At 71.7% G+C, this 12,189-nt stretch carries 10 protein-coding genes; 7 read left to right on the top strand and 3 right to left on the bottom strand.

Features of this window, described 5'->3' with window-relative positions; translation table 11 throughout:
• Positions 1-11 precede the first annotated feature (11 nt).
• A complete protein-coding gene (locus tag PYS65_RS10160; protein WP_279333538.1) occupies positions 12-731 on the top strand; it encodes a glycoside hydrolase family 12 protein in 720 nt (239 codons plus the stop codon).
• Between the two features lie 67 nt (positions 732-798).
• Here the strand turns inward: PYS65_RS10160 and PYS65_RS10155 are convergent, their stop codons facing one another.
• The 3 genes from PYS65_RS10155 to PYS65_RS10145 form a co-directional block, all read right to left on the bottom strand.
• The gene (locus tag PYS65_RS10155) at positions 799-1,812 is read right to left on the bottom strand and encodes a LacI family DNA-binding transcriptional regulator (protein WP_279333537.1); all 1,014 of its coding nucleotides are present in this window, start codon (positions 1,810-1,812) and stop codon (positions 799-801) included.
• 224 nt (positions 1,813-2,036) lie between these two features.
• Entirely contained in the window at positions 2,037-2,681 is a 645-nt protein-coding gene (locus PYS65_RS10150) for a response regulator (protein ID WP_279337907.1), read from the bottom strand.
• Between the two features lie 12 nt (positions 2,682-2,693).
• The gene (locus PYS65_RS10145; protein WP_279333536.1) at positions 2,694-3,983 is read right to left on the bottom strand and encodes a sensor histidine kinase; all 1,290 of its coding nucleotides are present in this window, start codon (positions 3,981-3,983) and stop codon (positions 2,694-2,696) included.
• A 169-nt stretch (positions 3,984-4,152) separates the two neighbouring features.
• Here PYS65_RS10145 and PYS65_RS10140 point away from each other — a divergent pair, with 169 nt between their 5' ends.
• The 6 genes from PYS65_RS10140 to ispG all read left to right on the top strand — a co-directional run bounded on the left by PYS65_RS10140 (position 4,153) and on the right by ispG (position 12,110).
• Positions 4,153-5,259, top strand: a complete 1,107-nt coding sequence (locus PYS65_RS10140) for an ABC transporter permease (protein ID WP_279333535.1) — start codon at positions 4,153-4,155, stop codon at positions 5,257-5,259.
• Positions 5,256-5,990 (top strand): ABC transporter ATP-binding protein, encoded by a 735-nt coding sequence (locus PYS65_RS10135; protein ID WP_279333534.1) that lies wholly within the window; start codon positions 5,256-5,258, stop codon positions 5,988-5,990. Before PYS65_RS10140 ends, PYS65_RS10135 begins: the two co-directional genes overlap by 4 nt.
• A gap of 102 nt (positions 5,991-6,092) precedes the next feature.
• The gene (locus PYS65_RS10130; protein WP_279333533.1) at positions 6,093-8,072 is read left to right on the top strand and encodes an acyl-CoA dehydrogenase family protein; all 1,980 of its coding nucleotides are present in this window, start codon (positions 6,093-6,095) and stop codon (positions 8,070-8,072) included.
• Positions 8,073-8,160: 88 nt separating this feature from the next.
• The gene (dxr, locus tag PYS65_RS10125; protein ID WP_279333532.1) at positions 8,161-9,423 is read left to right on the top strand and encodes a 1-deoxy-D-xylulose-5-phosphate reductoisomerase; all 1,263 of its coding nucleotides are present in this window, start codon (positions 8,161-8,163) and stop codon (positions 9,421-9,423) included.
• An 8-nt stretch (positions 9,424-9,431) separates the two neighbouring features.
• Positions 9,432-10,724, top strand: coding sequence for a M50 family metallopeptidase (locus tag PYS65_RS10120; RefSeq protein WP_279337906.1), 1,293 nt, complete (start codon positions 9,432-9,434; stop codon positions 10,722-10,724).
• A gap of 228 nt (positions 10,725-10,952) precedes the next feature.
• Positions 10,953-12,110 (top strand): flavodoxin-dependent (E)-4-hydroxy-3-methylbut-2-enyl-diphosphate synthase, encoded by a 1,158-nt coding sequence (gene ispG / locus PYS65_RS10115; RefSeq protein WP_279333531.1) that lies wholly within the window; start codon positions 10,953-10,955, stop codon positions 12,108-12,110.
• The last annotated feature ends 79 nt before the right edge of the window (positions 12,111-12,189 follow it).

Genomic DNA, 12,189 nt, shown 5'->3' with positions numbered 1-12,189 from the left:
GAAGGACCCCCATGGCACCAGGCATCCCGAGCAGGATCGGCACGGTCCTGGCAGCGCCCGCCCTCGCCCTCGGCCTCACCGTCGGCCTGGCCTCCGCCCCCGCCCCCGCCCACGCCGCGATCTGGAGCTCCTGCGACCAGTGGGGCAACACCACCCTGAACGGCTACATCCTGTACAACAACATCTGGGGCTCCGGCGCCGGCAGCCAGTGCGTCTGGGCCAACTCCGGTACCAACTGGGGCACGTGGGCGAACCACCCGGGCACCGGCGGCATCAAGTCGTACCCGAACGCCAAGAAGGTGGTCAACAAGCCCATCGACTCGCTCCGTTCGCTGACCAGCAGCTACAACGTCACCGTCCCGTCCGCGGGTGCGTACAACACGTCGTACGACATCTGGGACACGGACCACGACTACGAGATCATGCTCTGGGTCAACCGGTACGGTCCCGTCGGCCCGCTCGGCAGTGCGCAGGGCACGGTCAGCCTCGGCGGCCACACCTGGAACGTCCACAAGGGCGACAACGGCGCCAACCAGGTCTTCTCGTTCCTGCGCACGTCCAACTCCACCTCCGGGACCGTCGACATCCTGCCGATCCTCGACTGGATCAAGGACACCAAGGGCTGGATGGGCAACGAGACCATCGGCGACGTGCAGTTCGGCTACGAGATCACGTCGTCGCCCGGTGGCCTGGACTTCCGCACCGACAACCTGACGGTCAGCAGCAGCTGACTGCTGCCTCCGCCGTGTGGGCAGCCGGCTGCCCACACGGCGGAGGAGCGGGACGGGGCGGGAGGAGCTACGCGCGGGCGGGCGCCGGGCCCGAACTCGCCCGTACCGTCAGCTCGGGCGCGATCAGGACGACCTCCTCGTCACCCCGCCCGTCGAGCTTGGCGACCAGGTGCTCCACGGCGTACCGGCCCATCTCCTGCGCGGGGATGACGACCGAGGTCAGCCGCACCGAGGCCTGGACAGCGACCTGTTCGGGGCAGATCGCGACCACCGAGACGTCCTCCGGCACGGCCCGGCCCTGCTGCCGCAGCAGGGCGAGCAGCGGTTCGACCGCCGACTCGTTCTGCACGACGAACGCCGTGGTGCCCGGACGTTCGTCGAGGATCCGGGCGAGGGTCACGGCCATCGTGGCGTACCCGCCCTCGCACGGCCGGTGCAGCAGCCGCACCCCCGAGTCCCGCGCCTGCGAGCGCAGCCCGTCGAGGGTGCGCTCGGCGAAGCCGGTGTGCCGTTCGTAGACCGCGGGGGCCTCGCCGATGACGGCGACGTCGCGGTGCCCCAGCGCCGCCAGGTGTTCCACGCAGAGCGCGCCGGTGGCCCGGAAGTCGAGGTCCACGCAGGTCAGGCCGGTGGTGTCGGCGGGCAGCCCGATCAGCACCGACGGCCGCCCGTCCCCCCGCAACAACGGCAGCCGCTCGTCCTCGAGCTCGACGTCCATCAGGATCATCCCGTCGGCGAGTCCGCTGCCGACGACGCGGCGCACCGCGTCGGGGCCCTCCTCGCCGGTGAGCAGCAGCACGTCGTACCCGTGGGTGCGGGCCGTGGTGGCCACCGCGATGGCGATCTCCATCATCACCGGCACGTACATGTCCGTCCGCAGCGGGATCATCAGCGCGATGACGTTGGACCTGCTGCTGGCCAGGGCGCGGGCCCCGGCGTTCGGGTGGTACCCGAGCCGGCGGATGCTCTCCTCGACCCGCCGGCGGGTGGTCGCGGAGATGGACCGCTTGCCGCTGAGGACATAACTCACCGTGCTCGCCGAGACTCCGGCGTGCTGGGCGACCTCGGCGAGGGTGACCATCCAGCTCTCCAATTGTTGTGAAGCGCTTCGACAGTGCGCCGTACGTACAGGGGGCCATGGGGGTGGTCCGACAGTAATGCCAGCAGGAGCGGGTGTCCATACGCTGTCGAAGCGCTTCGACGGACTTCTCTCCCGACGCCCCGAGGGCGGGGTACGAGCCGTCCCCGACCCCGTCAGGTTCCCACGAGCCCTCCGGTACGGCGCCGAGGGGCCCCGGCCCGCTCTCAGCGGCGGATGACGCCCAGCGCGAGAGCGGCGGCGACCGCGGCCGTACGGGAGTCCACGTCGAGTTTCGCGTAGACGTGGGCCAGGTGCGACTTCACGGTGGCCTGGGTGAGGTTCAGCCGCGCGCCGATGGCCTGGTTGGACAGGCCCTCGGCGACCAGGGAGAGCACTTCCGTCTCGCGCCGGGTCAGTGCGGCGTGCGGTGTGCGCAGCCGGTTCATCAGCCGGTCGGCGACCGTCGGCGCGAGCGTGGTGCGTCCGGCGGCGGCGGTGCGGACGGCGGCGGCCAGTTCCTCGGGCGGGGCGTCCTTGAGCAGGTATCCGGTGGCGCCGGCCTCGATGGCCGGGAGGGTGTCGGCGTCGGTGTCGTAAGTGGTGACGATCAGCACGCGGGGCGCCCCGGGACGGGCCGTGATGGCGGCGGTGGCCTGTGTCCCGTTCATCCCGGCGCCGAACTGCAGGTCCATCAGGACGACGTCGGCCCCGCCGGCCGCCGCGAGGGCCACGGCCTCCTCGGCGGTGGCGGCGGCCCCGACGATGCTGAAGCCGGGCTCGGTCTCCAGAACGGCGCGCAGGCCCGCGCGGACCACCGGGTGGTCGTCGGCGATGAGGATGCGGATGGGGGTGGGGGTGGGGGCGGGGATGTCGTTCACCGGTCACACCTCGCTTCCGTCCCGGGACCGGGACTCGCTCTCGGTCCGGAGCTCGTTCGCGTCCCGGTGTCCGTTCCGGTGTTCGTCCCGGACCGGGTGTTCGTTCCCGGCCTCGGTGGCCCGGAGGGGGAAGCGGGCGGACAGTGCGGTGCCCCGGCCCGGTGACGACTCGATGGCGAGGGCACCGTCGAGGGCGCGGGTGCGGGCCCGCATTCCGGCGATGCCGAAACCGCCCGCGGCCGGGTCCGGGGCCCCCGGGCGCTCGGGATCGAACCCGGTGCCGTCGTCCACCACGTCGAGTGCCACGGCGTCGTCCAGGTAGGAGAGCGTGACCGTGCCGCTCCGGGCCCCGGAGTGCCGGACGGTGTTGGACAGCGCGGACTGCGCGATGCGCAGCAGGGCCACCTCCACGGCGGTGGGCAGCGTCAGCGGAGTACCGGTACGGCGGAAGCGGACCGTGACGGGGTGCTGGGCGCTGGTGGTCGCGCACAGCCGCTCCAGGGCACCCGCCACCGTGGTGCCCTCCAGCGCGGGCGGACTGAGGGCGGCCACGAACCGGCGGGCCTCGGCGAGGTTGTCGACGGCCGCCTGCCGGGCCTGCACGACGTGCGCGCCGGCCGCCTCGGGCCGCTTCGGCAGCGCGCGTTCGGCGGCGCGCAGCAGGAGCTGGATGCTGGACAGGCCCTGGGCCAGGGTGTCGTGGATCTCCCGGGCCAGCCGCTCACGCTCGGCCAGGACACCGGCGGTGTGCTGGGCGGTGGCCAGATCGGCGCGGGTGGCGGTGAGCTCCTCGATCAGCCGGCGACGCTGTTCGCTCTCCCGGTACAGCGCCTGGTACCCCCACACCACGGCGACCGCGACGGCCGCCCCCAGCGCGGGCCCGACCGCCCCGGCGGGGGAGAAGGCCTGCTCATGGACGGCGAACGCGGTGATCGCGGCGACGGCGGTGGCGGCGACCGCGCCCAGCCCGCCGCGCCGGGACAGCAGGTGCAGCTGGAGGAAGTACAGCGGGAACGCCAGCCACACCGCGTCCGGGGTCAGCGCCAGCAACAGCAGCCAGACCGCGCCCAGCCCCGCGAGCCACCACCCGGCGGCCCGGCGGGAGACGGACATGAGCGGCGTCAGCGGGCCGACCGCGTAGATCCCCGCCACGGCGGCGCACCCCGCCACCACGGCCCCCGCCCGCGGATCGTGCGTGACGAGCGCCCGCGCGGCGGTCAGGGCGAGGAGCCCGGCCACGAGCAGATGCAGGCACCGGGCGAGAGGCCGAGTGGTGGGAGTGAGGACGTTCATCACCCACCACCCTACGAAGAACTCCGCTCACCGGGCATCGATCAAAAGGTGGAGCCGCGCCCCGACCCTTCGATTCGCAAAGTCCGGCCCTGTGTGTGATGCCCGGCCCGGGGCCGTGCCACGAGGGTGGGACGTGTCGCTTCCACCGATCGAAAGGGCAGGCCGGGGCATGTTCGTCGCCTGGAGGGATCTCGCGTTCGCCAAGGGGCGGTTCGCACTGATGGGAACCGTGGTCGTGCTGATCACCCTGCTGGTCGGGCTGCTCTCCGGCCTGACCGCGGGGCTCGCGCGGCAGAACGTCTCGGCCGTGACCGGCCTGCCGGCCGACCGGATCGCCTTCGCCGCCCCCGCCGACGGCCAGGACCTCTCGTACGCCGAATCCACCGTCACCGAGGAACAGTGGCGGACCTGGGCGGCGGCGCCCGGTGTGACCCGCGCCCAGCCGCTGGGCATCACCACCACCCGGGCGAGCGCGGGGGAACGGACCACCGGGGTCTCGGTGCTCGGTGTGCCGGCGGGCTCACCGCTCGCACCCGCGAGTGACCGGATCGACGACCGCGCGGTGGTGCTGTCCGACGCCGCCGCCGCCGAACTGGGGGCCGGGCCGGGCGACACCGTCACCCTCGCCGGCCGGCGGCTGACCGTCGCCGCGGTGAGCGGGGACGCCTCCTTCAGCCACACCCCGGTGGTGTGGACCACGCTCGGCACCTGGAACGCCGTCACCCCGTCCGCCGGTACCGCCGCGGACACCGGCGCCGCCGACGGCCGTACCGCGACCGTCATCGCCCTGAACACCGGCCCGGACGCGGACATCGCGTCCATCGACCGGGCCGCCGGCACCCTGACCGTCGAGAAGGACGACTCCCTGTCCGCGATCGGCTCCTACACCTCCGAGAACGGCTCCCTGCAGCTGATGCGCGGTTTCCTGTTCGCGATCTCCGCACTGGTGATCGGCGCCTTCTTCACCGTGTGGACCATCCAGCGCAGCGGTGACGTCGCCGTCCTCAAGGCGCTGGGCGCCCCCACCCGCAATCTGCTGACGGACGCCCTCGGCCAGGCCCTGGTCCTGCTGACCGGCGGAACCCTCCTCGGTACCGCTCTCGCCGCCGCGACCGGCGCCGCCCTCTCCGGCTCGGCCGTCCCCTTCGAACTGGCCCCCGGGACCGTCCTCGTCCCCGCCGCCGTGATGATCGTCCTCGGCACTCTCGGGGCAGCCCTCTCCATCCGCCGCATCACCTCCGTCGACCCGCTGACCGCCCTGGGGAGCGCCCGATGAGCCTCGAACTGACCGGCATCACCCTCACCTACCCCGACGGCGACTCCCGGCTGACCGCTCTCGACCACGTCGGCCTCGACGTGCCCAGGGGCAGCCTCACCGCCGTCGTCGGCCCGTCCGGCTCGGGCAAGTCCAGCCTGCTCGCCGTCGCCGCCACCCTCGTCGCACCCGACTCCGGGACCGTCACCGTCGACGGCACCCCCACCACCGGGATGAGCCGGGGCGACCTCACCGACCTGCGCCGCCGCAGCATCGGCATCGTCTTCCAGCAGCCGAACCTGCTGCCCTCCCTCACCGCCGCCGAACAGCTCCAGGTCATGGCGCACATCGACGGCCGAAAGCCGCGCGGCGCCCGTGACCGGGCCATGGAACTGCTCGACGCCGTCGGGCTCGCCGGCCAGGCCGGTCGCCGCCCGCACCAGCTCTCCGGCGGCCAGCGCCAGCGGGTGAACATCGCCCGCGCCCTGATGAACGACCCCACCGTGCTCCTGGTCGACGAACCCACCAGCGCCCTCGACCACGAACGCGGCGCAGCCGTCATGGAGCTCATCACCCGGCTCACCCACCAACGGGCGACCGCCACCGTCCTGGTCACCCACGACCGAGCCCTGCTCGCCGCCGCCGACCGGATCGCCGAGGTCCACGACGGACGCCTCACGCCGGCGGGTCAGCCGAATGGACGCACAAAGGGTGGTGGGGCGGCTGCGCATCGGGTACATACGAACGAGTAGCACCAGTCAGTAACGTAAAACGACCCGCAGGCCCCCAAGGTCATGCACATCGGCCCCGCGGGCCGTCGTCCACGCATCCCGATTCGCGGCGAGGTGAGCCTCATGACCGCAACACCCGAATCACGCAGGACACACCGGACACCCCAGCCACCCCGCTCCGGGGCCCGGCCCACCGTCACCGAACGTGAGGCCCGCCAGGTCGCGGAGGCCGCCCGGGAACAGGACTGGCGCAGGCCCAGCTTCGCCAAGGAACTGTTCCTGGGCCGCTTCCGGCTCGACCTCGTCCACCCCCACCCCCTTCCGGCCACCGAGGACGCCGAGCGCGGCGAGGAGTTCCTCGCCAAACTCCGCGACTTCTGCGAGACGAAGATCGACGGAGCCCGGATCGAACGCGAGGCGCGGATCCCCGACGAGGTGGTCACCGGGCTCAAGGAGCTCGGCGCCCTCGGCATGAAGATCGACACCAAGTACGGCGGCCTCGGCCTGACGCAGGTCTACTACAACAAGGCCCTCGCCCTGGTCGGCTCCGCCAGCCCCGCGATCGGCGCGCTGCTCTCCGCCCACCAGTCGATCGGCGTCCCGCAGCCGCTGAAGATCTTCGGCACCCAGGAGCAGAAGGACACGTTCCTGCCGCGCTGCGCCCGCACCGACATCTCGGCCTTCCTGCTCACCGAGCCCGACGTCGGCTCGGACCCGGCACGGCTCGCCACCACCGCCGTCCCGGACGGCGAGGGCGGCTACGTCCTCGACGGCGTGAAGCTGTGGACGACCAACGGCGTGGTCGCCGACCTCCTCGTCGTCATGGCCCGCGTGCCCCAGGGCGAGGGCCACCGGGGCGGCATCACCGCGTTCGTGGTGGAGGCCGCCTCCGAGGGCATCACGGTCGAGCACCGCAACGCCTTCATGGGCCTGCGCGGCCTGGAGAACGGCGTCACCCGCTTCCACCGGGTCCGCGTCCCGGCCGGCCACCGCATCGGTGAGGAGGGCCAGGGCCTGAAGATCGCGCTCACCACGCTCAACACCGGACGGCTGTCCCTGCCCGCGATGTGCGTCGGCGCCGGAAAATGGTGCCTGAAGATCGCCCGCGAGTGGTCGGCGGCCCGGGAGCAGTGGGGCAAGCCGGTGGCGCTGCACGAGGCGGTCGGCTCGAAGATCTCGTTCATCGCGGCGACCACCTTCGCCCTGGAGGCCGTGGTCGACCTGTCCTCCCAGATGGCCGACGAGAACCGCAACGACATCCGCATCGAGGCGGCGCTGGCCAAGCTGTACGGCTCGGAGATGGCCTGTCTGATGGCCGACGAACTGGTCCAGATCCGCGGCGGACGCGGCTACGAGACCGCCGACTCCCTGAGGGCGCGCGGCGAGCGGGCGGTACCCGCCGAGCAGATGCTGCGCGACCTGCGCATCAACCGCATCTTCGAGGGCTCCACCGAGATCATGCACCTGCTGATCGCGCGGGAGGCCGTCGACGCCCATCTGTCGGTCGCCGGCGATCTCATCGACCCCGAGAAAACCCTGGGCGACAAGGCGAAGGCGGGCGCGAACGCGGGCGTCTTCTACGCGAAGTGGCTGCCCAGGCTGGTCGCGGGCCCGGGACAGCTCCCCGGGACCTACGGAGAGTTCAAGCACGAGGTCGACCTCTCCCCGCACCTGCGCTACGTCGAGCGCACGGCCCGCAGGCTCGCCCGGTCCACCTTCTACGCCATGTCCCGCTGGCAGGGCCGGATGGAGACCAAGCAGGGCTTCCTGGGCCGGGTCGTCGACATCGGCGCCGAACTGTTCGCGATGAGCGCCGCCTGCGTCCGGGCCGAACTGCTGCGCCGCCGCGACGACCACGGCCGGGAGGCCTACCAGCTCGCCGACGCCTTCTGCCGCCAGTCCCGCGTCCGCGTCGACGAACTCTTCGGCCGGCTGTGGACCAACACCGACGACATCGACCGCAAGGTCGTCAAGGGCGTGCTCTCCGGCACCTACGAGTGGCTGGAGCAGGGCGTCCTCGACCCTTCGGACGACGGTCCCTGGATCGCGGACACCACGTCCGGCCCCAGCACACGGAGCAACGAGCACCGGCCGATCCGCTGAGGCGGGCCGGGGCGGGGGCGTCGGACAGGACGCGCGAGCTGCCGGGGCGGGGCCCCGGCAGCGTCCGCGACCGGACACAATAGGCCCCATGACCGACGCTCCAGCTCCGCTCGCCGACCCACACCTGGTGTACGACCCCGTGGCGGGGGACGGCCCCAAGGACGTGGTGGTCCTCGGCTCCACCGGGTCGATCGGCACCCAGGCCATCGACCTCGTGCTGCGCAATCCCGACCGTTTCCGGGTCACCGGCCTGTCCGCCCACGGCGGCCGCGTCTCCCTCCTCGCCGAGCAGGCCCACCGGCTGCGGGTGCGCACGGTCGCCGTCGCACGCGAGGACGTCGTGGGCACGCTGCGCGAGGCGCTGGCGGCGCGGTACGGGCCGGGGGAACCGCTGCCCGAGATCCTCGCCGGAGCGGACGCGGCCGCGCAGCTCGCCGCCTCCGACTGCCACACCGTCCTCAACGGCATCACCGGCTCCATCGGACTGGCCCCCACGCTCGCCGCCCTCGAGGCCGGCCGCACCCTCGCGCTCGCCAACAAGGAGTCGCTGATCGTCGGCGGCCCGCTGGTCAAGGGGCTGGCCGAGCCGGGGCAGATCATCCCGGTCGACTCCGAGCACGCCGCGCTGTTCCAGGCCCTGGCCGCCGGAACCCGCGCGGACGTCCGCAAGCTCGTCGTCACCGCCTCCGGCGGCCCCTTCCGCGGCCGCACCAGGGACGAACTGGCGAACGTCACCGTCGAGGACGCCCTGGCCCACCCCACCTGGGCCATGGGCCCGGTGATCACGATCAACTCCGCCACCCTCGTGAACAAGGGCCTCGAAGTCATCGAGGCGCACCTGCTGTACGACATTCCCTTCGATCGCATTGAGGTCGTCGTCCACCCGCAGTCGTATGTCCACTCGATGGTTGAGTTCACGGACGGATCGACACTGGCCCAGGCGACGCCCCCCGACATGCGCGGGCCCATCGCCATCGGCCTCGGCTGGCCCGAAAGGGTCCCCGACGCCGCCCCGGTCTTCGACTGGAGCAAGGCGTCCACCTGGGAGTTCTTCCCCCTGGACAACGAGGCGTTCCCCTCGGTGAACCTGGCCCGGCACGTGGGCGGGCTCGCGGGCACCGCCCCGGCGGTGTTCAATGCGGCGAACGAGGAGTGCGTGGAGGCGTTCCGCGCCGGCGCGCTGCCGTTCAACGGGATCATCGACACCGTCACCCGAGTGGTGGAGGAGCACGGCACCCCGCGGACGGGAACCTCTCTGAGAGTGTCCGACGTCCTCGAAGCGGAGACCTGGGCGCGAGCGAGGACCCGGGAACTGACATCCCTCACGGCGAGCGCGGAGGCGCGTGCATGACGACCCTGATGTTCATCCTCGGCATAGTCGTCTTCGCGGTCGGCCTGCTGCTCTCGATCGCCTGGCACGAGCTGGGCCACCTCTCCACCGCCAAGCTCTTCGGCATCCGGGTGCCCCAGTACATGGTCGGCTTCGGCCCGACCCTCTGGTCCCGGAACAAGGGCGAGACCGAGTACGGCGTCAAGGCGATCCCGTTCGGCGGCTACATCCGCATGATCGGCATGTTCCCGCCCGGTGCCGACGGACGGCTGGAGGCCCGCTCCACCTCGCCGTGGCGCGGCATGATAGAGGACGCCCGCTCCGCCGCCTTCGAGGAACTGCAGCCCGGCGACGAGAAACGCCTGTTCTACACACGTAAACCGTGGAAACGGGTCATCGTGATGTTCGCGGGCCCGTTCATGAACCTGATCCTCGCGGCGGTGCTGTTCCTCACCGTGCTGATGGGCTTCGGCATCCAGCAGCAGACCACGACGGTCAGCTCGGTCTCCTCCTGCGTCATCTCGCAGAGCGAGAACCGCGACGAGTGCAAGAAGTCCGACCCCCGGTCCCCGGCCGAGGCCGCCGGCCTGAAGGCCGGTGACAAGATCGTCTCCTTCGCCGGCGTCCGCACCGACGACTGGGGCGTCCTCTCCGACCTCATCCGGGACAGCGCCGGCCGGAGCGTGCCGATCGTCGTCGACCGCGACGGCCGGGAGGTCGCCCTCCAGGCGGAGATCGCCACCAACCTGGTCGCCAAGAAGGACTCCGACGGGGTCTACGTCGAGGGTGAGTACGTCAAGGCCGGCTTCCTCGGCTTCAGCGCGGCCACCGGCGTCGTCAAACAGGACTTCGGGGAGTCCGTGGTCTGGATGACCGACCGGGTCGGCGACGCCGTCGACTCCCTCGCCGCCCTGCCGTCCAAGGTCCCCGCCCTGTGGGACGCGGCCTTCGGCGACGGTCCGCGTGAGCCGGACTCCCCGATGGGCGTCGTCGGGGCGGCCCGGGTCGGCGGTGAGATCGCCACCCTCGAGATCCCCGCCTCACAGCAGATGGCCATGTTCGTGATGCTGCTCGGGGGCTTCAACCTCTCCCTGTTCCTGTTCAACATGCTCCCGCTGCTCCCGCTCGACGGCGGGCACATCGCGGGCGCCCTGTGGGAGTCGCTGCGCCGCAACCTCGCCAGGGTGCTGCGCCGCCCCGACCCGGGCCCGTTCGACGTGGCGAAACTGATGCCGGTGGCCTACGTGGTGGCCGGGATCTTCGTCTGCTTCACGCTCCTCGTCCTCGTCGCGGACGTGGTGAACCCGGTACGGATCTCCTAGACGGACCGGCCGGACCGGTACGGACCCCCGCCCCGCCACCGGGTGCGAATCCGCCGGACACCCGCCGTTCACGATGGCCCGGAACCCTTTCGTTCCGGGCCATCGCCCTTTGAGTGGGTTTACGGACGGGATGTGCTCGGGCCAACGCTCGTGCCGTAATCTCGGACCGCGGAGCCCGCTGCTCACCGGGAGCCGGACCTTGATCCACGACTTGGGGTTGCACAGCAGATGACTGCGATTTCTCTCGGCATGCCGTCCGTTCCGATCACCCTGGCCCCGCGCCGTAAGAGCCGGAGGATCCAGGTCGGGTCGGTGGCGGTGGGCGGGGACGCGCCGGTGTCGGTGCAGTCGATGACCACCACCCGTACCTCCGACATCGGTGCGACGCTGCAGCAGATCGCCGAGCTGACGGCGTCGGGCTGTCAGATCGTGCGGGTGGCCTGTCCCACCCAGGACGACGCGGACGCGCTGGCGGTCATCGCGGGCAAGTCGCAGATCCCGGTGATCGCGGACATCCACTTCCAGCCGAAGTACGTGTTCGCCGCGATCGAGGCGGGCTGCGCGGCGGTGCGGGTGAACCCGGGCAACATCAAGCAGTTCGACGACAAGGTCAAGGAGATCGCGCGGGCGGCGGGCGAGCGCGGCACGCCGATCCGGATCGGGGTCAACGCCGGGTCGCTGGACCGGCGGCTGCTGCGGAAGTACGGGAAGGCCACCCCGGAGGCGCTGGTGGAGTCGGCGCTGTGGGAGGCGTCGCTGTTCGAGGAGCACGGTTTCCGGGACATCAAGATCTCGGTCAAGCACAACGACCCGGTGGTGATGGTGGAGGCCTACCGGCAGCTGGCGGCGCGGTGCGACTACCCGCTGCATCTGGGGGTGACCGAGGCGGGTCCGGCGTTCCAGGGCACGATCAAGTCGGCGGTGGCCTTCGGGGCGCTGTTGTCGGAGGGGATCGGGGACACCATCCGGGTGTCGCTGTCGGCGCCGCCGGCCGAGGAGGTCAAGGTGGGGCTGCAGATCCTGGAGTCGCTGAATCTGCGGCAGCGGGGTCTGGAGATCGTCTCGTGTCCGTCGTGCGGGCGGGCGCAGGTGGATGTGTACAAGCTGGCGGACGAGGTGACCGCCGGGCTGGAGGGCATGGATGTGCCGCTGCGGGTGGCGGTGATGGGCTGTGTGGTCAACGGTCCGGGGGAGGCGCGGGAGGCGGATCTGGGGGTGGCCTCGGGCAACGGCAAGGGGCAGATCTTCGTCAAGGGCGAGGTGATCAAGACGGTGCCGGAGTCGAAGATCGTGGAGACGCTGATCGAGGAGGCCCTGAAGATCGCCGAGCAGATGGAGAAGGACGGCATCGCCTCCGGCGAACCCCAGATCTCGGTCGCCGGCTGACCCGGCCGGTCAGCCCGTTCCCGCCCGGGGCGACCCCGGGCGGGAAACGTTTCCCCACCGCGGGGCGGCAGCACACAAA

This window comes from Streptomyces cathayae (assembly GCF_029760955.1).
Taxonomy (GTDB): Bacteria; Actinomycetota; Actinomycetes; order Streptomycetales; family Streptomycetaceae; genus Streptomyces; species Streptomyces cathayae.
The sequence above is the reverse complement of the archived record's forward strand: the minus strand, read 5'-3'. Positions and strand labels throughout refer to the sequence as shown.